The sequence below is a fragment of the Pseudomonas sp. Rh2 genome, from assembly GCF_040762985.1.
Taxonomy (GTDB): domain Bacteria; phylum Pseudomonadota; class Gammaproteobacteria; order Pseudomonadales; family Pseudomonadaceae; genus Aquipseudomonas; species Aquipseudomonas taiwanensis.
This window is the reverse complement of sequence record NZ_CP142890.1, coordinates 4,157,318-4,178,340: the sequence shown is the minus strand read 5'-3', so window position 1 is coordinate 4,178,340 and position 21,023 is coordinate 4,157,318. Positions and strand designations below refer to the sequence as shown.

23 protein-coding genes and 1 pseudogene are annotated in these 21,023 nt (G+C 63.0%); 21 read left to right on the top strand and 3 right to left on the bottom strand.

Annotated features, from left to right (window positions below):
- Positions 1–38: 38 nt before the first annotated feature.
- The 7 genes from VXM67_RS18990 to VXM67_RS18960 all read left to right on the top strand — a co-directional run bounded on the left by VXM67_RS18990 (position 39) and on the right by VXM67_RS18960 (position 5,476).
- Complete coding sequence (locus tag VXM67_RS18990; protein ID WP_023381506.1) at positions 39–1,172, top strand: chemotaxis response regulator protein-glutamate methylesterase; 1,134 nt, start codon at positions 39–41, stop codon at positions 1,170–1,172.
- Positions 1,172–1,912, top strand: a complete 741-nt coding sequence (locus VXM67_RS18985; protein WP_023381505.1) for a flagellar motor protein — start codon at positions 1,172–1,174, stop codon at positions 1,910–1,912. The genes VXM67_RS18990 and VXM67_RS18985 overlap by 1 nt, the downstream gene beginning before the upstream one ends.
- Before the next feature lie 3 nt (positions 1,913–1,915).
- A complete protein-coding gene (motD, locus tag VXM67_RS18980; RefSeq protein ID WP_023381504.1) occupies positions 1,916–2,773 on the top strand; it encodes a flagellar motor protein MotD in 858 nt (285 codons plus the stop codon).
- Between the two features lie 92 nt (positions 2,774–2,865).
- On the top strand, positions 2,866–3,654 hold the full coding sequence (locus tag VXM67_RS18975) for a ParA family protein (protein ID WP_023381503.1): 789 nt from the start codon (positions 2,866–2,868) through the stop codon (positions 3,652–3,654).
- Positions 3,654–4,559, top strand: a complete 906-nt coding sequence (locus VXM67_RS18970; RefSeq protein ID WP_023381502.1) for a CheW domain-containing protein — start codon at positions 3,654–3,656, stop codon at positions 4,557–4,559. The genes VXM67_RS18975 and VXM67_RS18970 overlap by 1 nt, the downstream gene beginning before the upstream one ends.
- A gap of 40 nt (positions 4,560–4,599) precedes the next feature.
- Positions 4,600–5,079: a chemotaxis protein CheW gene (locus VXM67_RS18965; protein ID WP_003254393.1), complete on the top strand. Its 480-nt coding sequence runs from the start codon at positions 4,600–4,602 to the stop codon at positions 5,077–5,079.
- 1 nt (position 5,080) lies between these two features.
- Positions 5,081–5,476, top strand: a complete 396-nt coding sequence (locus tag VXM67_RS18960; protein ID WP_023381501.1) for a DUF2802 domain-containing protein — start codon at positions 5,081–5,083, stop codon at positions 5,474–5,476.
- A 34-nt stretch (positions 5,477–5,510) separates the two neighbouring features.
- Here VXM67_RS18960 and VXM67_RS18955 read toward each other — a convergent pair whose 3' ends face one another.
- The 3 genes from VXM67_RS18955 to VXM67_RS18945 form a co-directional block, all read right to left on the bottom strand.
- Complete coding sequence (locus VXM67_RS18955; RefSeq protein WP_367237286.1) at positions 5,511–8,273, bottom strand: DUF6543 domain-containing protein; 2,763 nt, start codon at positions 8,271–8,273, stop codon at positions 5,511–5,513.
- An 81-nt stretch (positions 8,274–8,354) separates the two neighbouring features.
- Complete coding sequence (locus VXM67_RS18950; protein ID WP_023381499.1) at positions 8,355–8,693, bottom strand: EscU/YscU/HrcU family type III secretion system export apparatus switch protein; 339 nt, start codon at positions 8,691–8,693, stop codon at positions 8,355–8,357.
- A complete protein-coding gene (locus tag VXM67_RS18945; RefSeq protein ID WP_023381498.1) occupies positions 8,690–10,246 on the bottom strand; it encodes a flagellar hook-length control protein FliK in 1,557 nt (518 codons plus the stop codon). The genes VXM67_RS18950 and VXM67_RS18945 overlap by 4 nt, the downstream gene beginning before the upstream one ends.
- Positions 10,247–10,449: 203 nt before the next feature.
- Between VXM67_RS18945 and ccmA the strand changes: the two genes are divergently transcribed.
- From ccmA to VXM67_RS18875, 14 genes and pseudogenes are all read left to right on the top strand, one after another.
- Positions 10,450–11,082 (top strand): cytochrome c biogenesis heme-transporting ATPase CcmA, encoded by a 633-nt coding sequence (gene ccmA, locus VXM67_RS18940; protein WP_023381496.1) that lies wholly within the window; start codon positions 10,450–10,452, stop codon positions 11,080–11,082.
- A complete protein-coding gene (ccmB, locus tag VXM67_RS18935; RefSeq protein ID WP_008096270.1) occupies positions 11,079–11,747 on the top strand; it encodes a heme exporter protein CcmB in 669 nt (222 codons plus the stop codon). Before ccmA ends, ccmB begins: the two co-directional genes overlap by 4 nt.
- A gap of 46 nt (positions 11,748–11,793) precedes the next feature.
- Positions 11,794–12,558: a heme ABC transporter permease gene (locus tag VXM67_RS18930; protein ID WP_023381495.1), complete on the top strand. Its 765-nt coding sequence runs from the start codon at positions 11,794–11,796 to the stop codon at positions 12,556–12,558.
- The gene (ccmD, locus tag VXM67_RS18925) at positions 12,558–12,734 is read left to right on the top strand and encodes a heme exporter protein CcmD (protein WP_023381494.1); all 177 of its coding nucleotides are present in this window, start codon (positions 12,558–12,560) and stop codon (positions 12,732–12,734) included. The genes VXM67_RS18930 and ccmD overlap by 1 nt, the downstream gene beginning before the upstream one ends.
- Positions 12,731–13,186, top strand: a complete 456-nt coding sequence (gene ccmE, locus VXM67_RS18920; RefSeq protein WP_023381493.1) for a cytochrome c maturation protein CcmE — start codon at positions 12,731–12,733, stop codon at positions 13,184–13,186. The genes ccmD and ccmE overlap by 4 nt, the downstream gene beginning before the upstream one ends.
- An 11-nt stretch (positions 13,187–13,197) precedes the next feature.
- Positions 13,198–15,171, top strand: coding sequence for a heme lyase CcmF/NrfE family subunit (locus tag VXM67_RS18915; protein ID WP_209439672.1), 1,974 nt, complete (start codon positions 13,198–13,200; stop codon positions 15,169–15,171).
- A complete protein-coding gene (locus tag VXM67_RS18910) occupies positions 15,168–15,704 on the top strand; it encodes a DsbE family thiol:disulfide interchange protein (protein ID WP_027908250.1) in 537 nt (178 codons plus the stop codon). Before VXM67_RS18915 ends, VXM67_RS18910 begins: the two co-directional genes overlap by 4 nt.
- On the top strand, positions 15,701–16,177 hold the full coding sequence (locus VXM67_RS18905) for a cytochrome c-type biogenesis protein (RefSeq protein ID WP_023381490.1): 477 nt from the start codon (positions 15,701–15,703) through the stop codon (positions 16,175–16,177). Before VXM67_RS18910 ends, VXM67_RS18905 begins: the two co-directional genes overlap by 4 nt.
- Positions 16,170–17,351, top strand: a complete 1,182-nt coding sequence (gene ccmI, locus VXM67_RS18900) for a c-type cytochrome biogenesis protein CcmI (RefSeq protein WP_023381489.1) — start codon at positions 16,170–16,172, stop codon at positions 17,349–17,351. Before VXM67_RS18905 ends, ccmI begins: the two co-directional genes overlap by 8 nt.
- A gap of 12 nt (positions 17,352–17,363) precedes the next feature.
- The gene (locus VXM67_RS18895; RefSeq protein ID WP_023381488.1) at positions 17,364–17,780 is read left to right on the top strand and encodes a hypothetical protein; all 417 of its coding nucleotides are present in this window, start codon (positions 17,364–17,366) and stop codon (positions 17,778–17,780) included.
- Between the two features lie 108 nt (positions 17,781–17,888).
- A complete protein-coding gene (locus VXM67_RS18890) occupies positions 17,889–18,827 on the top strand; it encodes a 2-hydroxyacid dehydrogenase (RefSeq protein WP_027908251.1) in 939 nt (312 codons plus the stop codon).
- Positions 18,828–18,877: 50 nt separating this feature from the next.
- Positions 18,878–19,666 carry a PhzF family phenazine biosynthesis protein gene (locus VXM67_RS18885; RefSeq protein ID WP_023381486.1) on the top strand — a complete coding sequence of 263 codons (789 nt, stop codon included), beginning with the start codon at positions 18,878–18,880 and terminating at the stop codon, positions 19,664–19,666.
- A gap of 508 nt (positions 19,667–20,174) precedes the next feature.
- Positions 20,175–20,693, top strand: coding sequence for an Hcp family type VI secretion system effector (locus VXM67_RS18880; protein WP_023381485.1), 519 nt, complete (start codon positions 20,175–20,177; stop codon positions 20,691–20,693).
- An 81-nt stretch (positions 20,694–20,774) separates the two neighbouring features.
- Positions 20,775–20,993, top strand: a pseudogene (locus tag VXM67_RS18875) (type VI secretion system tip protein VgrG); the annotation flags it as partial.
- Positions 20,994–21,023: the final 30 nt, after the last annotated feature.

Genomic DNA, 21,023 nt, shown 5'->3' with positions numbered 1-21,023 from the left:
GGCGCCGCCTGGCGGTTGCGCCACCTAATGGAGTGTTTATGGCAGTCAAGGTCCTGGTGGTGGATGATTCCGGTTTCTTCCGCCGCCGCGTTTCGGAAATCCTTTCGGCGGACCCGACGATCCAGGTCGTCGGTACCGCGACCAACGGCAGGGAAGCGATCGACCAGGCACTGGCGCTCAAACCCGATGTCATCACCATGGACTATGAAATGCCCATGATGGATGGCATCACCGCGGTACGGCACATCATGCAGCGTTGCCCGACGCCGGTGTTGATGTTCTCCTCGCTGACCCACGAAGGCGCCCGGGTTACCCTCGACGCGCTGGATGCTGGCGCGGTGGATTACCTGCCGAAGAATTTCGAAGACATTTCCCGCAATCCGGAAAAGGTCAAGCAACTGCTCTGCGAGAAGGTCCATACCATCTCGCGCAGCAACCGCCGCCTTGGCAGCTACGCAAGCCAGGTGCCGGTCACCGCGCCAGCCCCAGCAGCCATTGGCCACGCGCCAACCAGCAGTCTTGCCAGCCCCACGCCGGCACGTCCCGCTGCGCCAGTCCGTCCAGCCGCGACGGCACCCGCAGCTGCCCATTCGCCAGCGCCCAAGCGCAAGCCCTACAAGCTGGTCGCCATCGGCACCTCCACCGGTGGACCGGTCGCGCTGCAGCGGGTGTTGACCCAGCTGCCGGCCAGCTTCCCGGCACCGATCGTGCTGATCCAGCACATGCCGGCCGCCTTCACCAAGGCGTTCGCCGAACGTCTGGACAAGCTGTGCAAGATCAGCGTCAAAGAGGCCGAGGACGGCGACATGCTGCGCCCAGGCCTGGCTCTGCTGGCCCCAGGCGGCAAGCAGATGATGATCGACGGACGTGGCACGGTGAAGATCCTGCCGGGCGACGAGCGTCTGAACTACAAGCCCTGCGTGGACATCACCTTCGGTTCGGCGGCCAAGTCCTATGGCGACAAGGTGCTCTCCGTGGTGCTCACCGGCATGGGTGCCGACGGTCGCGAAGGGGCGCGCCTGCTCAAGCAGGGCGGCAGCACGGTGTGGGCCCAGGATGAAGCCAGCTGCGTGATCTATGGCATGCCAATGGCCATCGTCAAGGCCAATCTGGCTGATGCGGTGTACAGCCTGGATGAGATCGGCAAGCACTTGGTCGAGGCCTGCGTCTGATGGATGTTCTAAGCCTGATCGGCCTGATCCTGGCCTTCGTCGCCATTGTCGGCGGTAACTTCCTCGAAGGTGGCCATGTTGGTGCCCTGCTCAACGGCCCGGCGGCGCTGATCGTGTTGGGCGGCACCCTGGCGGCGGCGTTGCTGCAGTCGCCATTGTCGGCATTCAAGCGGGCGCTGCAGATCCTGCGCTGGATTTTCTTCCCGCCTCGGGTCGACCTGCCTGGCGGTATCGACCGTGTGGTGAACTGGAGCCTGACCGCGCGCAAGGAGGGCCTGCTGGGCCTGGAAGGCGTGGCTGATGCCGAGCCGGACCCTTATGCCCGCAAAGGGTTGCAGCTGTTGGTGGATGGCGCCGAGCCCGAGTCGATCCGCAGCATCCTGGAGGTGGACTTCCTAACCCAGGAAAGCCGCGATATCCAGGCCGCCAAGGTCTACGAAAGCATGGGTGGCTATGCGCCGACCATCGGTATCATCGGTGCGGTGATGGGCCTGATCCATGTAATGGGCAACTTGGCCGACCCGTCGCAGCTGGGCAATGGCATCGCGGTCGCGTTCGTCGCGACGATCTACGGTGTGGCCAGCGCCAACCTGATCCTGTTGCCGATCGCCAACAAGCTCAAGTCCATCGTCATGCGTCAGTCGCGCTATCGCGAGATGCTGCTCGAAGGCTTGCTGTCGATTGCCGAAGGTGAAAACCCACGCTCCATCGAGCTGAAGCTGCAAGGCTTCATGGAGTAACCCATGCGTCGCCGTCGTCATACCGAGGAACACGAGAATCACGAACGCTGGTTGGTGTCATACGCCGACTTCATCACCTTGCTGTTCGCTTTCTTCGTGGTCATGTATTCGATTTCCTCGATCAACGAGGGCAAGTACAAGGTCATCTCGCAAGCGTTGCTGGGGGTGTTCAACGACCCTGAGCGGAGCATGAAGCCGATCCCCATCGGCGACGAGCAACCGCTGAGCGTCAAGCCTGCCGAACCGCTGATCAAAGACAGCGAGCAGACCGATGCGGGCCTCGCGCAGACCAACAGCGACCCGCTCAAGACCATCAGCGACGATGTGCGTGATGCGTTTGGCGACTTGATCAAGTCCGACCAGATGACGGTGCGCGGCAACGAACTGTGGGTGGAGATCGAGCTGAACTCCTCGCTGCTGTTCGGCAGTGGCGATGCCATGCCCAGCGACAAGGCCTTCGACATCATCGAGAAGGTGGGGCGCATCCTCAAACCGTTCGCCAACCCGGTGCATGTCGAGGGCTTCACCGACAACCAGCCGATCCGTACCGCGCAATACCCGACCAACTGGGAACTGTCGTCGGCCCGGGCGGCCAGCATCGTCCGGCTGTTGGCCATGGAAGGCGTCAATCCCGCACGCATGGCCTCGGTAGGCTATGGCGAGTATCAGCCTGTGGCCACCAACGACACCGCCGAGGGGCGTGCGCGTAATCGTCGGGTGGTATTGGTGATTTCCCGCAACCTTGAAGTGCGTCGCAGCCTGACCGGTTCAGGCAGCGCCAACGCCACGCCGGACGCTGCATTGCGCCGCGCTGGCACACAAAGTGCACCGGCAACACCAGTAACGGCGGCGGGGCAGTGAATCGTCAATTCTCTGTCACCGCTAGCCCTGTAGGAGCCGGCGAGCCGGCTTCCACGGGGTTTCTGCGGCATCAATGAGTCTAGAGTTGTCCTATGAGAGTCTGGGCAGTAGCCAATCAAAAAGGTGGCGTCGGCAAGACCACCAGCACCATTGCCCTGGCCGGCCTTCTGGCCGAGGCGGGCAAGCGCGTGGTCGTGGTCGACCTCGACCCGCACGGCTCGATGACCAGTTACTTCGGGCACAACCCCGATGCGCTGGAGCACAGCTGCTACGACCTGTTCTTGCACAAGGGCACGGTGCCTGAGGGGCTTCCGGGGCAATTGCTGCTGCCGACCAGCGACGAGCGTATTTCGCTGCTGCCATCGAGCACCGCGCTGGCGGTGCTGGAGCGCCAGTCGCCGGGGCAGAGTGGCCTGGGCCTGGTCATCGCCAAGAGTCTGGCGCAGCTGTGGCAGGATTTCGACTTTGCCTTGATCGACAGCCCGCCCTTGCTCGGCGTGCTGATGGTCAACGCCCTGGCCGCGAGCCAGCAACTGGTCGTTCCAGTGCAGACCGAATTTTTGGCCGTCAAGGGCCTGGAGCGGATGATCGGTACCTTGGCGATGGTCAACCGCTCACGTAAGCAAGCCTTGCCCTATCAGATCGTGCCGACCCTGTTCGACCGTCGTACCCAAGCTTCGCTGGGTACCCTCAAACTGCTGCGCGATACCTACGGGGAGCATGTCTGGCAAGGCTATATCCCGGTCGATACGCGCCTGCGCGATGCCAGCCGCAATGGCGTCACGCCTTCGCAGTTCGATGGCAAGAGCCGCGGCGTTATCGCCTACCGGGCACTGCTCAAGCACTTGCTGACCTACAAATCCGCATTGCAGGTGGCCTGATGACGCAACATGCCCAGCCAGTCAGCACCCGGCCACAACTGGCCCTGCAATCCTATCTTGATGGCCTGCTGCAGGAAGCCACCGAGGTAGAAGACATTCACGAAGCGCCGGCCGCCAAGGTGGCCGACGCGCAGCCCAGCGACGAATTCGCCGCTGCCGTACGCGAGGAGCAGGCCCGGGATGCGCGGCAGCAGCCGGCACCAGCAGCGCTAGCCAGCGTCGCCCCCAGGCCATTCGCCGAGCCGAAGGCCAAGGTCTTGCCAACGGTTTTGCCGGTCGAGGCGCCGGTTGTCACCGTGGTCGAGACCGAAGTGGTGGCCGAAGCCAGCGTTCCGGTCCTGACCGAGTCGGCCGTCGAGCCGGTGGCACCGTTGGTCGATGTGCATCTGCCAGCGCCGAACCTGCCCGTACCACCTGCCACCCTCGACGGAAGACCCGCCTGGGCGGCCGAGCCGTTCGAGTGCTTGCTGTTCGACGTGGCCGGCTTGACCTTGGCGGTACCCCTTGTCTGCCTAGGCTCGATCTACAGCCTGGCCGGTCAGGAGTTGACGCCGTTGTTCGGCCAGCCGGACTGGTTCCTCGGGATCCTCAGCTGCCAGGCGGGCAACCTCAAGGTGCTGGATACCGCACGCTGGGTGATGCCTGATCGCTACCGCGATGATTTCCGTCAGGGCCTGCAGTACGTGATTTCCGTCCAGGGCTACGAATGGGGGTTGGCCGTGCACCAGGTCAGCCGTTCCCTGCGTCTGGACCCGGCCGAAATCAAGTGGCGCAGCCAACGTGGCCAGCGCCCCTGGCTGGCTGGCACGGTGATCGAACACATGTGTGCTTTGCTCGACGTCGCCGAACTGGCTGAGTTGATCGCCAGCGGCGCCGTGAAGCAGATGCACGCTAAACATAAATGACAGAACACACCGCCGTTGGCGGATTTCGAGGGGTAGGGGAATGAAAAAGTCGTCCGCACAGGGTTCTGAAGATCCGATTCTGCAGTGGGTAACCTTCCGTCTGGATAACGAGTCCTACGGCATCAACGTCATGCAGGTGCAGGAAGTCCTGCGCTACACCGAGATCGCCCCGGTGCCAGGTGCCCCGAGCTACGTACTGGGTATCATCAACCTGCGCGGCAACGTGGTGACGGTGATCGACACCCGTCAGCGCTTCGGCCTGATGCCTACCGAGGTCACCGACAACACCCGTATCGTGATCATCGAGGCCGACAAGCAGGTGGTCGGCATTCTTGTCGATAGCGTTGCCGAAGTGGTCTACCTGCGCCAGTCTGAAATCGAAACCGCGCCAAACGTCGGTAATGAAGAGTCGGCCAAGTTCATCCAGGGCGTATGCAACAAGAACGGCGAACTGCTGATTCTGGTCGAGCTGGACAAGATGATGACCGAGGAAGAGTGGTCCGAGCTGGAGAACATCTGAGTTGATTTTCGAGGTTGCTGTCATCTTCCTGGCGCTGCTCTGGGCGTTGAGCCTGTGGTTCTTCGTCAACTACAGCAAGCGTCAGCGTGAACTGGCTGCCCAGCAGGCCCAGGGCGATGCACTGCGCGACCAGCGCATCAAGGACCTGGCCAAGCGCCTGGACGATTACCAGAACGTCACCGTGCGCATGGGCGAAGCGATCCACGAAATCCGTGCGGCCGTGGCGACCCTGCCTGACCGGCTGGAGCGGCTGGAGCAGCGTGATCCCAGCAACGTCACCTTCACCCAGGCCGCCAAGCTGGTGGGCATGGGGGCGAGCGTTGCCGAGTTGACCGAGACCTGCGGGCTGACCCAGGCCGAGGCGGAGTTGATGAGCAAGTTGCACCGCACCGAGTGATACAGGGAGGCGGCCGTGGGGTCGCCTTCTTAGTTCAGTGGCTGATCCAGGATTGCGCGCTGCCGACCCGCGCGATCCTGCCAAGGGGCGTCAGAGTGTGTTCGGCTGCGATCCAGCTCTGCGTGTCGACGTATGCACCGCCATTGATGATCGGCAGTTTCATCAGCCTTTCGATTTGCCGCAGGCGGTAGAGGTCCGGCAGCAAACGGTCGATTACATCGTTCATCATCCCCGGCCCGGTAAGCTGACTAAGGCGACGCGTGTAATCGTGGAACGCCTCTGGATCCTGGACGCGATCCGGCCTGACTCGGTAGAAGTCAGGATCGCGCTGGTAGCGGGCATGCATCTCCTCGGACATGGCCAGCAGCGTCGGGTTGCCAGGGTGGCTTCCGATCATGCTGGTGTTGAATTGAAGTTCCATGTCCAGCAGCTGGTTGCTCAGGGGAGAGTGCAGCAACAACCCATCATCGGTAGTGGCGAGCTCGACATCATCCACCGACTCGGCGATGCATGTGTCGAAGCCTATGCACCCCAAACGCTGCCCTCCGGCCTTGAGCAGTTCATCATCGACATCCATGTAGAGACCACCTTCCTGGTACAGCATGGGATAGCGCAGCACGTCCGAGGCTGAGCTGTAGTTGGTGGCGACACCGCCATTGCCATCCAATGCGGCTTGATACTGCTGGTAATACTTGCTGGCGCTGAACGAATGGAAAAACGGCTGCTCCTCGAGCGGTTCCACCTGTAAGCCAGGGGCTTTCTCGGCTAGCTGGCGAAGGTTTTGTTGATAGACCTGCGGGTGGGCATTGGAAAGGTACAGGCGGTACCGGTATTGAGTGTTTTTCAAACGCCTCGCGTTTCTGGCCAGGTTCTCCACCAGCTCCGGGGCGATCGACTTGTTGCCGACCCACAAGGATGACACTGTCTTGGGAATTGCTCGTATGCCACGCGGCGCAACAGGGATGTGCAATGGCAACTGCAGGTCTACGCCAAGTCCACGCAGCGTCGCCATGCGCATTTCATCGCTCACCTGGCGCGGGCCGGGCATCACGCGACGCACCAACGGCTCGCCTGGGCGGGCTTCATAGACGGTTGGCTCGACCCTGTTCAGTTCGCTTTTTTCAACGAACACGTCGAACTCGATATCGTAGACAAGGTCGAGCTCCACCAGGTAGCCATCGACTGCATAGCTGCCAGTGATCGTTTGTGTCTTGGTTCCCCAGTCCACCGAACGACCGACCGGGAAGACCTCTGCTGCAGGTATCTCCTCTGCACGCGCTCGGTCAGCCTCGAAGAACGGCGCGACATCCAGTTCTGGCAGGTGAGGCGGGTCCATGGGGCTGAGCGGATATCCCCACTGTTCGTTGATCCGTACCGGACTCACGAAGTCGCCCGCCTTAAAACTGAACAGCTTGCCACCCTGGGACGCTGCATGCGCCAACGCGGGCGCTGCGTTCAACAATCCCCAGGCCACGCTGCCGATACCCGCTTGCTTGGCCCTCAGGGATTTGCCGTTGATAGCCTGGTCCAGGCCCAGGGCAACTTGCACGATGCCCCCTACAGCCAGCAGGGGCGCCAGCCCTGGCACCACGAAAGTGAGGGGGGCTACGAGGTTGAGGGTGGCGTTCAGGTAACTGGCCCATTTGGACTTGGTCACCTCAGCGTTGCTGGTGATGATGAAATCGGCATCGTCATAAGTGCGTTGACGCTGGCGCTCGGCCAGCGCATGGAACAGGTCGCCGGTGATCCTCGGGTTGTACTTGCCTGGTCGGTAGTTGACGTAGGTGCGCGGCGGCCAGCGACCGTCATCGTTGAAGTAACCATGTTCCGGGGGAAGCCTGTGGTCGAGCGGGTAGACCCCCAGCCCTTCCAGAGCGGTGTCCAGGCCGCTGAAGTCGATACCTTGAGGGCCATCGGCCAAGCGAAAGTGTCGTTTCAGGGCCTGGCGGCTGGCGGCATTCCTGCACTGCTGGCCCACCCAGTCCTTGAGCAGCTCTTCACTGGCGAACTCCAGCAGAGGCGAGCTGTTGCCGGGTGCATAGAGCAGGGTCAGGTCGGAGCTGGCGTCGTTGAGGTACAGCAGGTCGGTGGCGGCATAGCCATAGATGTTCAAGGTGCTCAGGCGCAAGCCCTTGCCACGGGGAATCAGGCCTGCGGCGCGCCAGGCGAGCTTGCGTGCTGCATCGCTGAGGCTGCCTTCAGCAATCTGCTTGTTGCAGGCGGCGATGAAATTGAGTTTGCAGCACAGGCGGTAGCCTGGCAGATGGTCCCGCCAGTACGCATCCAGCAATGCCGTGTAGCGACTGTGGAAATCCAGCGCCTCGATGTGACGTTGCAGTGCTTCGGCACGCACGTCGAGCAGTGTCGAGTGGTCGTAACGGGCGGGTGTGGTGCGCCTGAACAGGCCGTTGAACACCTGGTACCACGCGCCGTTATCGGTCAAGGGTTGCGCTGGTAACCGATCGACGATAGTAATCGGGCCATCGCCAGGAAGCTTGCCGGCCCACGGCTGGTTGAACAGCCCACCGAAAAAATCGTTGTTGGTCTCGCCTTGCCAGTTCATCAGCACGGCCTGAGTGAGGCTTATGCATTGCACGACAACGGCCTGGTAACTGGCGACGCCATCTGGATGGACATGCAGCGTTACCACATCGACCTGATCAGGGTCGAGGTCCACACCTTGTGCCGATAGCCAGTCGCCAATCGCGCGGCTGGCCTCGCGATCGGGTCGAGGAACAGTGGCCAGATGGTCGCGTACGAACTGGACGCCGGCAGTGTTGATCCGAGAGCTGGGCATGTCGATCTCCGTGGCTGTGAAAAGCCATAGCATCGACCGACTCAGCGCCAGCGCAACGGTAGATAATGCTTGCCCGACAACTCAGTGGCCTGGAGCAGGCAGGCCCGGCAGCACTTCGGTCACGTCACGCTCGCCCGGAGGAGAATCGTCGAAACCATAGGGCACCTTGCCGCGCAGCTGCCAGGCAAAGGCGATGATCTCAGCGATCGTCAGGTACAGTGCCTCGGGAATCTGCTCGCCCAACTCCAGGCGTGCCAGCAGGCGCACCAGTTCGGCGTTCTCGTAGATCGGTACTTCGTGTTCGCGGGCCAGGGCGAGAATGGCCTCGGCCAGTTCGTCTTCGCCCTTGGCGCTGAGGGTAGGGGCGTTTTGGCCGTCATAGCTCAGAGCGATAGCCTGGCGTGGTTGCGGGTAGCTCATGCGGTTTCGTCCACCCAACGTTGTTCGACGCGGGTACGTGGCCCGTGCGGTGGAATGCCCGGGTGGCACTCCAGGTCGCCGACATCCACGCCACGCGCCAGAAGGCGCGCGCGCAGCTCACCCAGTTGACTGTCGATCAGCTGGGCGGTCCGCTCACGTTCTGCCCACAATTGCCCGCAAAGCCGGCCCCGGCTCAGTTGGGCCTGAACCTGCAAGGGCCCCAATGGGGCAAGGTCGAAGGCCAGCTCGATACGCCACAAGGCTTCACCCAGGGGCTGCGGCTCGCGCTGGCGGTCGGCTTGCTGCTGTGGGGTTTCCTCGCGTTGCAGCTTCACCTGCAAAGGAATGAACTCCTGGCCGTGACGAACCGGGATTTCAGTCTGCCAGGTGGTCTGCAGGTTGCCATTTTCCAGGTTGCCGGTTTGTTGCAGGCTGCTCAGTGCATGGCTCTGCACTCGCGAGATGGCGGCTGCGGCCAGGCGTAGCAGCTGTTGCAGGTCGCTTTCGTCCTCCATCGCCTGCATCAGCCGAGAAGGCAGCGGAAAGGCCCCAGGTGGCGGTTTTGGCGTGACACGCTCAAGCATGCCCAGGGCACCACGGGCGACGGCGGGCATGACCTGGGCCAGTGTCGAGGCGCTGGTCGAAGGCGCGATGGGCGCTTGCGCGGAGGCTTGCGCCACCAGCCTGACCAGTTGCGCCTTGAGGTCCGTGGCCACGCCGGCGGGCTGCCCGCTTAGCAGTTTCGCTTCAAGAAAGGCGCCGCTGTTGCCCAGCGCCTGGGCGATGGCTTTCACATCCCCGAGCTGACGCACTTCAGGCAAGTTGGCCAGCACGCGCTCGGCGATGGCGCGTACCTCGCCATTGCTGCCAGCGTCGCGGGTGATCTGCTGCAAGGCGTTGAGCAGGCCTGGCAACGAGGCCTGGCGGCTTTGCTGGGTGACGAGTTGCTGGGCAATGCTCAGTTGATCCTGACGACCGCTCAGGGGTACGAACTTCAGCGACTGGTCACCCTGCACCAGCGCGCTCAGCAGGCTGCCCACCGGTAGCGGGCGAGGGCTGTCGATGGTCAGGGTGGCCCCGGCCTGGGCACTGTTGAGCAGGCTCACCAGCGAGCGGAAGTTGGCCGTCTGACCCGGAGCCTGTGGCAAGGGCTGATTGGTCAGCACCTTGCCTTGCAGCAGAGTACCGACCGGCACCTTGCTGGTGTCCAGGCGGGTGAGGGTGGCGATATTGCTGGCACTGGCCTGCTGCACCATCACCGCCAGGCGATTGCTCTCTGGCTGGCTCACGGTGATCTGGCTGCCCTGAGGCAGTGGCTGGCTGGCGCTGGCCTGCACCTGGGTCTGGTTGCCGTTGGCCTGAAGAATGCGCAGCACCAGTTGGAAGTCCTGGCCCACCTGGCGCAACGAAACCACCTCGGCCTGCGCGGTCTCGCCTGGCTTGAGCAACCCCGGCTGGGCTTGCAGCAGGCTCAGCAGTTCGCCGGTCATGGCCGCTTTGATCGCTTGCGGGTTGATCGCGGTTTGTGTGCCGAGACTATTGATTTCAGTCATGATTGTATACAACCTGTCGAACCCGCCCTCTTGGCAGCGAGGCGCCGCATGTAATAATGCCGCTCGTCCGCCACTGCCAGTATAACGGCAGCGAGGCGGGCGACTTGAGACTCCGGGGTCAGGTTCGGTGTCGTCTCCATCGCGGGTTCACCCGTGAAGAAGACGACACCGAACAGGATCCCGAAACTGGATAAGGCGAACCTGTGACCCTTCACCTCCAAGCCGTGGGCCTTGCCTGCGAGCGCGACCTGCGCCTGCTGTTCGAGCACCTGCATTTCGAACTGCGGCCTGGCGACATGCTGCAGATCAGCGGCCCCAACGGCAGCGGTAAGACCAGCCTGCTGCGCCTGCTGGCCGGGCTGATGCAGCCTACTGCCGGGCAGATTCTGCTGGGTGGCAAGCCATTGGCCGAGCAGCGCCATGCCTTGGCCAGCATTCTGTTGTGGATTGGTCACGCCGCTGGTATCAAGGACCTGCTGACCGCCGAGGAAAACCTCACCTGGTTGTGCGCCTTGCACCGACCGGCCAGCGAGGAGGCCATCTGGAATGCGCTGGAGGCCGTCGGCCTGCGCGGTTTCGAAGACGTGCCCTGCCATACCCTGTCCGCAGGGCAGCAGCGGCGGGTGGCCCTGGCCCGGTTGTACCTCGACAGCCCAGCGCTGTGGATTCTCGACGAACCCTTCACGGCTTTGGACAAGCAGGGCGTGGCGCAACTGGAGGCGCACCTTGCGGCCCATTGCGAGCAGGGCGGTACAGTGGTGCTCACCACTCACCACACCCTGGAGCGCAAACCCTCCGGCTACCGAGAACTGAACCTGGGGCAATGGGCGGCATGAGTGTATTCATCCTGTTGTTGCGCCGAGAAGCGCGTCTGCTGTTTCGCCGCCCGGCCGAGCTGGCCAACCCGCTGGTGTTCTTCGCCATCGTCGTGGCGCTGTTTCCGCTGGCGGTAGGCCCTGAAAGTCAATTGTTGCAAACCTTGTCGCCAGGTCTGGTCTGGGTCGCGGCGCTGCTGGCGGTGTTGCTGTCGCTCGATGGCCTGTTCCGCAGCGATTTCGAGGATGGCTCGCTGGAGCAATGGGTGTTGTCGCCGCATCCCCTGGCCATGCTGGTGCTGGCCAAGGTACTGGCGCACTGGATCTTTTCTGGGTTGGCGCTGGTATTGTTGGCGCCACTGCTGGCGTTGATGCTTGGCCTGCCGAGCCACTGCCTGCCGGTGCTGCTGGGTTCTCTGCTGCTGGGTACTCCCGTGCTGAGCCTGCTGGGCGCGGTGGGGGCTGCCTTGACCGTCGGGCTCAAGCGAGGTGGTTTGCTGCTGGCGTTGCTGATTCTTCCGTTGTATATCCCAGTATTGATCCTGGGCAGTGGTGCGTTGCAAGCGGCGTTGCAGAATATGCCGGCAACCGGCCATCTGCTCTGGCTTGCCAGCCTGACTGCCCTGGCAGTGACATTGGCACCCTTTGCGATCGCCGCCGGCCTCAAGATCAGCGTCGGCGAATAACGAGTCCCGGGCTTTCAAGCCCGGCAAATACCCTGGATGTACCCTGATGAAAATAAGCTGGACGTGGTTCCACAAGCTGGGCTCCCCAAAATGGTTCTATGCCATCAGCGGTCGAATGCTGCCGTGGCTGACCGTCTCCGCCATCTTGCTGCTGGTCACCGGCGTGATCTGGGGATTGGCCTTCGCCCCGCAGGATTACCAGCAAGGCAACAGCTTCCGCATCATCTATATCCATGTACCGGCGGCCATGCTGGCGCAGTCCTGCTACGTGCTGTTGGCAGTGGCCGGGGTAGTGGGGCTGGTGTGGAAGATGAAGCTGGCCGATGTCGCGCTGCAGTGCGCAGCCCCCATTGGCGCCTGGATGACCGCCGTGGCGCTGGTTACTGGGGCCATCTGGGGCAAGCCGACCTGGGGTAGCTGGTGGGTGTGGGATGCGCGGCTGACGTCGATGCTCATCCTGCTGTTCCTGTACTTCGGCATCATCGCCCTCGGCCAGGCGATCAGTAACCGTGACAGCGCGGCCAAGGCGTGCGCGGTGCTGGCCATTGTCGGAGTGGTGAACATCCCGATCATCAAGTACTCGGTGGAGTGGTGGAACACCCTGCACCAGGGCGCCACCTTCACCCTGACGGAAAAACCGGCGATGCCCGCCGAGATGTGGTTGCCCCTGTTGCTCACGGCGCTGGGCTTCTACTGCTTCTTCGGTGCCGTGCTGCTGCTGCGCATGCGCCTGGAAGTGCTCAAGCGCGAGGCGCGGGCCAGTTGGGTACGTGAAGAAGTCCTGAACAGCCTGGGTCGGAGGGTGGCGTGATGAGCTTTGCTTCATTCGGCGACTTCCTCGCCATGGGTCATCATGCCCTGTACGTCTGGTCGGCATACGGCATCTGCATGGCGGTGCTGGCGGTCAATGTCGCCATGCCCTTGCTGGCCCGTCGCCGCTACCTGCAAGAAGAGGCGCGCCGTCTGCGCCGGGAGAACAACCAGTGAATCCGCAGCGCAAGAAACGCCTGTTGCTTATCCTCGGCCTGCTGGCCGGTGTCGGCGTTGCCGTCGGCTTTGCCTTGAGCGCCCTGCAGCAGAACATCAACCTGTTCTATACACCGACCCAGATCGCCAACGGTGAAGCACCGCTGGACACACGCATCCGTGCCGGTGGCATGGTGGAAAAAGGCTCGGTGCAGCGTTCGTCCGACTCGCTGGACGTACGTTTCGTGGTCACCGATTTCAACAAGTCGGTGCCGATCACCTACCGCGGCATCCTGCCTGACCTGTTCCGCGAAGGGCAGGGCATCGTTGCCCTGGGCAAGCTCAATGCCGACGGTGTGGTGGTGGCCGACGAGGTGTTGGCCAAGCACGATGAGAAATACATGCCGCCGGAAGTCACCAAGGCACTGAAGGAAAGCGGCCAGGCCGCCACTGGTGCGGAGTCCAAGCCATGAATGCGGCGTTGGTGATCCCTGAGCTGGGACAATTGTCGATGATCCTGGCGATCTGCTTCGCCGTCGTGCAGGCCAGTGTGCCGTTGTTGGGGGCCTGGCGTGGCGACAGCCTGTGGATGAGCCTGGCGCGCCCGGCGGCCTGGGGGCAGTTCGCGTTTCTGGCGTTCGCTTTCGCCTGCCTGACCCACGCCTTCATGACCGACAATTTCTCGGTCGCCTATGTGGCCAGCAACTCCAACAGTGCCTTGCCCTGGTACTACAAGTTCAGCGCGGTGTGGGGTGCCCATGAGGGCTCGTTGCTGTTGTGGGCGCTGATTCTCGGTGGCTGGACCTTTGCCGTATCGGTGTTCTCGCGGCAACTGCCGCACGTGATGCTGGCCCGGGTACTGGCGGTGATGGGCATGATCAGCGTCGGTTTCCTGTCATTCCTGATCATCACCTCCAACCCTTTCCAGCGTCTGCTGCCGCAGGTGCCGACCGACGGACGCGACCTCAACCCGTTGCTGCAGGACTTCGGCCTGATCGTCCATCCGCCGATGCTGTACATGGGCTATGTCGGCTTCTCGGTGGCATTCGCCTTCGCCATTGCCGCTCTGCTGGGTGGCCGTCTCGATGCGGCCTGGGCACGCTGGTCGCGGCCCTGGACCATCGTTGCCTGGGCGTTTCTCGGGGTGGGTATCACCCTGGGATCGTGGTGGGCCTACTACGAGTTGGGCTGGGGCGGCTGGTGGTTCTGGGACCCGGTGGAGAATGCCTCGTTCATGCCGTGGCTGGTGGGTACGGCGCTGATCCATTCGCTGGCGGTGACCGAAAAACGTGGTGTCTTCAAAAGCTGGACGGTACTGCTGGCCATCGCCGCGTTCTCCCTGAGCCTGTTGGGAACCTTCCTGGTCCGTTCCGGGGTGCTGACCTCGGTGCATGCCTTCGCCGCCGACCCGTCCCGAGGCGTGTTCATCCTGATCTTCCTGCTGTGCGTGGTCGGCGGTTCGCTGACCCTGTTCGCCCTGCGCGCACCGGTAGTGAAAAGCCAGGTCGGCTTTGCCCTATGGTCGCGCGAGACATTGCTGTTGGCCAATAACCTGATTCTGGTGGTGGCAGCCTCGATGATCCTGCTGGGTACCTTGTACCCCCTGGTGCTCGACGCGCTGACCGGGGCCAAGCTATCGGTCGGCCCCCCTTACTTCGATGCCTTGTTCCTGCCCTTGATGGCGTTGCTGATGGTGGTGCTCGGCGTCGGCGTGGTGGTGCGTTGGAAGGACACCCCTGGCACGTGGCTGGTCAGCATGATGACCCCGGTGTTGATCGGCAGCGCAGTGCTTGCACCGGTTGCGGGCCTGATCGTCGACGACTTCGACTGGCCGACCTTGAGCGCCTTCGCCCTGGCGTCCTGGGTTGTGCTGGCTGGCCTGCGCGATATCGTCGACAAGACCCGTCACAAAGGCCTGTTCAAGGGCATGCGCGGCCTGAGCCGCAGCTATTGGGGCATGCAGCTGGCGCACCTGGGCCTGGCGGTCTGCGCCCTGGGCGTGGTGCTGTCGAGCAACAACAGCGCCGAGCGCGACCTGCGCATGGCTCCGGGCGAGAGCATCGAGCTGGGCGGTTATCACTTCCTTTTCCAGGGCGCCAAGCACTTCGAGGGCCCTAACTTCATCTCCGACAAGGGTACGGTGGTGGTGTCCCGCGAGGGCCGCGAGATCACCACGCTGCACCCTGAAAAGCGCCTGTATACCGTGCAGCAGTCGATGATGACCGAAGCCGGTATCGATGCCGGTTTCACCCGTGACCTGTACGTTGCCTTGGGCGAGCCGCTGGAGAACGGCGCCTGGGCCGTGCGTGTGCACATCAAGCCTTACGTCCGCTGGATCTGGCTGGGCGGTCTGCTGACCGGTCTGGGCGGATTGCTGGCGGCCCTGGACCGACGTTACCGCGTCAAGGTCAAGACCCGGGTGCGTGATGTCCTGGGCGTGTCTGGAGCAGCTGCATGAAGCGTTGGATCATGGTAGTACCCCTGGCGGTGTTCCTGCTGGTGGTGGTGTTTCTCTACAAGGGGCTGTTCCTCAAGCCCGACGAGCTGCCTTCGGCGATGATCGGCAAGCCGTTCCCGGCGTTCTCCCTCGCCTCGGTGCAAGGCGATCGCAATCTCACCCAGGCCGATCTGCTTGGCCGCCCGGCGCTGGTCAACGTCTGGGCGACCTGGTGCCCATCGTGCAAGGTCGAGCACCCGTACCTGAACCAACTGGCCCAGCAGGGTGTGGTGATCCATGGGGTCAACTACAAGGACGACAATGCCGCCGCGCAGAAGTGGCTGGCGGAGTTCCACAACCCTTACCAGCTCGATATCCGTGACCAGCAGGGCACGCTGGGGCTGGACCTTGGTGTGTATGGCGCACCGGAAACCTTCCTGATCGATGCCCAGGGCATCATCCGCTACAAGCACGTCGGTGTCGTCGACGCCACGGTCTGGCGTGAGCAACTGGCGCCGCTGTATCAAGGGCTGGTCGATGAGGCCAAGCCATGAGGCGCTGGCTTGCAGCCGCCGTGCTGGGCATGAGCCTGGCCGGCGTGGCCAAGGCGGCCATCGACACCTACCAGTTCCGCGATGAGGCAGAGCGCGAGCGTTACCAGCAACTGACCAAGGAATTGCGCTGCCCCAAATGCCAGAACCAGGACATCGCCGACTCCAACGCACCGATTGCCGCTGACCTGCGCCGCGAAATCTTCCGCATGCTGGGCGAGGGCAAGAGCAACCAGCAGATCATTGACTTCATGGTCGACCGCTATGGCGATTTCGTGCGCTATAAGCCGGCGCTCAGTGGGCGGACCTGGCTGCTGTGGTTTGGCCCTGGGATTCTGCTGGCCGGTGGCTTCGTGGTATTGGCGGTGATGGTCCGTCGACGCCGCGACCCTGCCGCGCAGGGTGCCAAGGAGCTGTCCGTCGAAGAACGCGAGCGTCTCGCCAAACTGCTGGATAAAGAACAGACCCATGACTGAATTCTGGCTTAGTGCGGGCCTGCTGCTGCTCGCCGCCCTCGGCTTCTTGCTGATTCCGATCCTGCGTGGCCGCCGTCGCCAGCAGGAAGAAGACCGTACCGCACTGAACGTGGCCCTGTATCAGGAACGGGTCGCCGAACTGGCTGCCCAGCAGGCGGCCGGTGTGCTCGATGAAGCGCAGTTGGCCAGTGGGCGTGACGAAGCGGCCCGTGAACTGCTGGCTGACACCGAAGGTGGCGAGGCGCAGCGTCAGGGCTATCTGGGCAAAGCCTTGCCGTTGCTGGCGGCGGTACTTGTTCCCGTAATGGCATTGGGGCTGTACCTGCACTTTGGTGCAGCGGACAAGGTCGAGTTGACCGAGGAGTTCGCCGAGGCGCCCAAGACCCTGCAAGAGATGACCTCGCGCCTGGAGCGCGCTGTCCAGGCCCAGCCAGACTCTGCCGAGGGCCTGTACTTTCTGGGCCGTTCCTATATGGCCGAGCAGCGCCCAGCCGATGCAGCGCGTACCTTCGAGCGTGCCGTAGCCTTGGCCGGGCGCCAGCCCGAGTTGCTCGGCCAGTGGGCCCAGGCGCTGTACTTTGCCGCCGACAAGCAATGGAGCGCGCCATTGCAGGCGCTTACCGACGAAGCACTGCAAGCCGATCCGAAGGAAGTGACCAGCCTGGGCCTGCGAGGCATCGCGGCGTTCGAGGGCGAGCGCTACCAGGAAGCCATCGACTACTGGCAGCGACTGCTTGCCCTGTTGCCGGAGGGTGATGCCTCGCGCGCGGCTCTGCAGGGCGGCATCGACCGCGCCGCCGAGCGGCTCGGTGGCAAGCCCGCCGCACCCGTGGCAGCACGGGTGAAAGTGCGTGTGGAGCTGGCCGCTGCGCTCAAGGACAAGGTCAAGCCTGACGACACGGTGTTCATCTTCGCCCGTGCCCTGAACGGCCCACCGATGCCTCTGGCGGCCAAGCGGGTGACGGTCGCGCAGTTACCGATCGAAGTGGAGTTGTCCGACGCCGATGCGATGATGCCGCAGATGAAACTGTCCGACTTTGCTGAAGTCAAACTGGTTGCCCGTGTCTCACGTGCCGGCCAACCGACCCGCGGCGAGTGGATCGGCCAAGGCGCGCCATTGGCCAAAGGCACCCAGGCTACCCAGCACCTGATCATCGACAGCCCCGATTTGTAAGAGAACCACGCCATGCACAGCACCGTCCGCCTGACCCTGATCACCCTGGCCCTGGGTTTGTCTGCGTGTACGGTGCACGAGCCGTACGAGCAGCCCGAACCTCGCATCGAGACACCGCCGCACCAGGGGCCGGCGGTAAAGCCATTGCCGGGTAGTCGACCGTCTACCCAGCCGAGCAAGCCGGCGTCGATACCCAAACCGATGCCGCGCACCTCCGCGAGCTTCGCGCCGCCACCGGGCGGTGCCAGCCACTGGGACCCGAAACTGGGTGTATACGTGCTAGAGAAAAAACCTAATACCTTCTACAGACAGCGCACCTATTACCGCTGGGATGGGGGCTGGAGCTGGTCGCTGAGCCCTGATGGGCCGTGGCAGGAAACCGACAGCAGTGGTGTGCCCGGCGGTCTTGGCAGGGCATTCGCCCAATAGGCCCTTGGGGCAAACTACCATTACAGTACAGTTGAACCTCGATTTATCGATTGACTGTACTGTACGGTAACTCCGCATAATGCCCCTTCGAACGAACTCGGAGGCGGCATGAGCAAAACAGTTCTGGTACTGGTGGAGACCGTCGACGATTACCTGCCTTTGCTGGAAGAGGCAGGCTATCGGCTGATCCGAGCCCCGTCGCCCTCGCTACGTGCCGATGCCATCGCCAACCATGCCCATGAGATCGACGCGGTACTCACCCGTGGCCCGCTTGGCTTGACCGCCGCCGAGATCGACACGCTACACCAGCTGCGGATCATCTGCGTGATCGGTGCCGGCTATGAGCAGGTCGACCTGGCCGCCGCCGCCGCGCGTGGTATTACCGTCACCAATGGCGCCGGAGCCAACGCCACGGCAGTCGCCGACCATACCTTGGCCATGCTGCTGGCGCTGCTGCGCGATATCCCTCGCGCCGACGCCGGTACCCGCCGAGGCGAATGGAACCGGGTAATCAGCCCCTCGGTCAGTGGCAAACGCCTGGGCATCCTCGGTCTCGGTGCAGTCGGGCAAGCGATTGCCAAGCGTGCCCACCTGGGCTTTGACATGAGCATCAGCTACCACAGCCGCACGGCTCGCCAGGACGTGCCCTACGCCTGGTTCGACAGCCCACTGAGCCTGGCCCGGGACGTGGACATTTTGGTGGTCGCCACGCCGGGGGGCGCCACTACCCGACACCTGGTCGATGCCCAGGTGCTGGAGGCGCTGGGGGCCGAGGGCTACCTGGTTAACATCGCCCGTGCCAGTGTGGTGGATACCCAGGCCTTGGTCGCAGCACTCGAGCGCGGGCAGATCGCCGGTGCCGCGCTGGACGTGTTCGATGACGAGCCTGCCGTGCCCGATGCGCTCAAGGCCCTCGGCAACACCGTGCTGACGCCCCATGTAGCTGGCCAGTCGCCGGAGGCCGCGCGGGATACTGTGTCCCTGGTATTGCGCAACCTGCAGGCCTTCTTTGCCGGCGAGCCCGTGCTGACGCCGGTGCGCCAGTAACCTTCGCTTTCGATTCCGCCCGGCGGTGACCGGGCCTCAAGGAGTGTTTGATGCAACTCGAGATATTCCAGGTCGATGCCTTCAGTGCTGAGCCTTTCGGGGGCAACCCAGCGGCGGTGATTCCGCTGGATAGCTGGCTGCCGGACGACAGGCTCCAACGCATTGCCGAAGAGAACAACCTATCCGAAACCGCTTACTTCGTCCGCAATGGCGAGACGTACGACCTGCGTTGGTTCACCCCGGCGGTCGAGGTCGATCTGTGCGGGCATGCCACGCTGGCGTCGGCCTATGTGCTGTTCGAGCAATTGGGCGAACAGGCACAAGTGCTGCGCTTCAATACCCGCAGCGGCGAACTGCGGGTCAGCCGTGGCGCCGACGGACTGCTGGCGATGGACTTTCCGGCCAGGCAGCCGGTCGCGGTGGACACCCCCGCAGGTTTGCTGCAAGCCCTGGGTCTGAACGTAGCGGGGCAGCTTTACCGCAGTGATGACTTCGTGCTGATGATCGATGACGCTTCGCTGCTTGAACCGCTCAAGCCAGATTTCGTCGCATTGTCAGCCTTCGATGTACGCGGTATCGCTGTCACTGCTCCGGGTCGTGGCTATGATTTCGTCACTCGATGGTTCGGCCCGCGGGTCGGAGTCAACGAGGACCCGGTCACGGGTTCGGCCCACACCTCGCTGGCGCCGTTGTGGGCCGAACGCCTGGGCAAGACCAGTCTGAGCTGCGAGCAGGGCGGGGCACGCAAGGGTCAGCTGCATTGTGAAGTGCCTGGCAATGGCCGGGTGATCATCAGCGGCCGGGCGGCGCTCTACCTCAAGGGTCGCGTGTTCATCTGACTGGCAGACCGCACCGTTCCTGAAAGTGCAAGCCATCCCTGAGCGGATTTATCCGCGATGCGCCGCGCGGGCGGCGCTTTTTCCCGGCAGGCACCCGGCAGCCTTCGGATGGCCGTTCGTCGGGAGTGCGGGCTCTCGTAGAGTCCCATTCTCCGCCCCTCCCGAGATCACCCGTATTGGCCTGCTTCCTGTCACCTGACTTTCCAGTCAACTGCGCAAGAAGTTGCGCACTCAAATGTGGATAAACCTGTGCACACATTCCTGTAGGCCTTGATAAATATGGCGTACAGGCAACTGCGCAACTTTTTGCACACCACTGCGCAAGAAGTTGCGCACTTTTCCCGTGGTTTTTTCCGAAAAAGCTCCCCGATTTTCAGCGTGGATCGCTGCAGGCCTTGATCTATAAGGCTTTTCCTCAAGTTGGCACGACTTTTGTCATATCAAGACCCGATTGACCGGCAATTAGCTGCCGAAAAAGGCACTTATCCACAGCAAGGAGAGCAGCACTATGGCAACACCCGCGTACATGTCCGTCACCGGCGAAAAACAAGGCCTGATCACCGCTGGCGCGTTCACCGCCGATTCGGTGGGCAACACCTACCAGGAAGGCCACGAAGACCAGGTGATGGTCCAGGGCTTCGACCACCAGGTGATCATCCCCCGTGATCCGCAGTCCGGCCAACCGACCGGCCAGCGCGTGCACAAACCGGTGAAGATCACCAAGGTCTTCGACAAGGCCTCGCCACTGCTGCTGGCGGCCCTGACCTCCGGCGAGCGCATGACCAAGGTCGAGATCAAGTGGTACCGCACCTCGGCCGCCGGCACCCAGGAGCACTACTACACCACCGTCCTGGAAGACGCGATCATCGTCGACATGAAGGACTACATGCACAACTGCCAGGACCCGGCCAACGCCCACTTCACCCACCTGGAAGACGTGTACTTCACCTACCGCAAGATCACCTGGACCCACGAGGTCTCCGGGACTTCCGGTTCCGACGACTGGCGCGTTCCGGTCGCAGGCTAAACCTGGATCACACCGCTGCCTGCCGCGTTCGCGCGGCGGGCTGCGGTCGTTTTCACTACGTTTTCCTAAAGGAGGACAGGGATGTTTGCCGCCGCGAACCAGACCCATTTCAGCTTGCACATCGACGGCCTGGAGCACGATTTCCAGGTCCTCGCCTTCAACGGCACGGAAGCCATCAGCCACGCCTATGCCATTGACCTCGAGCTGGTCAGCGAACGCCCTTCGCTGGACCTGGAACGCCTGCTGCACAAACCCGCTTTCCTCCAGCTCGGCGATGCCGGCCGTGGCCTGCACGGCCTGAGCCCTCCCGCCAACCCGGCCAAGCGGCCG

Coding starts and splice junctions, on each gene's coding strand:
- VXM67_RS18975 (WP_023381503.1), top strand. CDS start 2,866: ATGAGAGTCTGGGCAGTAGCCAATCAAAAAGGTGGCGTCGGCAAGACC.
- ccmB (WP_008096270.1), top strand. CDS start 11,079: ATGAGTGTATTCATCCTGTTGTTGCGCCGAGAAGCGCGTCTGCTGTTT.
- VXM67_RS18885 (WP_023381486.1), top strand. CDS start 18,878: ATGCAACTCGAGATATTCCAGGTCGATGCCTTCAGTGCTGAGCCTTTC.
- VXM67_RS18955 (WP_367237286.1), bottom strand. CDS start 8,273: ATGCCCAGCTCTCGGATCAACACTGCCGGCGTCCAGTTCGTACGCGAC.
- VXM67_RS18965 (WP_003254393.1), top strand. CDS start 4,600: ATGAAAAAGTCGTCCGCACAGGGTTCTGAAGATCCGATTCTGCAGTGG.
- VXM67_RS18930 (WP_023381495.1), top strand. CDS start 11,794: ATGAAAATAAGCTGGACGTGGTTCCACAAGCTGGGCTCCCCAAAATGG.
- VXM67_RS18985 (WP_023381505.1), top strand. CDS start 1,172: ATGGATGTTCTAAGCCTGATCGGCCTGATCCTGGCCTTCGTCGCCATT.
- VXM67_RS18905 (WP_023381490.1), top strand. CDS start 15,701: ATGAGGCGCTGGCTTGCAGCCGCCGTGCTGGGCATGAGCCTGGCCGGC.
- VXM67_RS18895 (WP_023381488.1), top strand. CDS start 17,364: ATGCACAGCACCGTCCGCCTGACCCTGATCACCCTGGCCCTGGGTTTG.
- motD (WP_023381504.1), top strand. CDS start 1,916: ATGCGTCGCCGTCGTCATACCGAGGAACACGAGAATCACGAACGCTGG.
- ccmI (WP_023381489.1), top strand. CDS start 16,170: ATGACTGAATTCTGGCTTAGTGCGGGCCTGCTGCTGCTCGCCGCCCTC.
- VXM67_RS18910 (WP_027908250.1), top strand. CDS start 15,168: ATGAAGCGTTGGATCATGGTAGTACCCCTGGCGGTGTTCCTGCTGGTG.
- VXM67_RS18880 (WP_023381485.1), top strand. CDS start 20,175: ATGGCAACACCCGCGTACATGTCCGTCACCGGCGAAAAACAAGGCCTG.
- VXM67_RS18970 (WP_023381502.1), top strand. CDS start 3,654: ATGACGCAACATGCCCAGCCAGTCAGCACCCGGCCACAACTGGCCCTG.
- VXM67_RS18945 (WP_023381498.1), bottom strand. CDS start 10,246: ATGACTGAAATCAATAGTCTCGGCACACAAACCGCGATCAACCCGCAA.
- VXM67_RS18950 (WP_023381499.1), bottom strand. CDS start 8,693: ATGAGCTACCCGCAACCACGCCAGGCTATCGCTCTGAGCTATGACGGC.
- ccmD (WP_023381494.1), top strand. CDS start 12,558: ATGAGCTTTGCTTCATTCGGCGACTTCCTCGCCATGGGTCATCATGCC.
- VXM67_RS18890 (WP_027908251.1), top strand. CDS start 17,889: ATGAGCAAAACAGTTCTGGTACTGGTGGAGACCGTCGACGATTACCTG.
- VXM67_RS18990 (WP_023381506.1), top strand. CDS start 39: ATGGCAGTCAAGGTCCTGGTGGTGGATGATTCCGGTTTCTTCCGCCGC.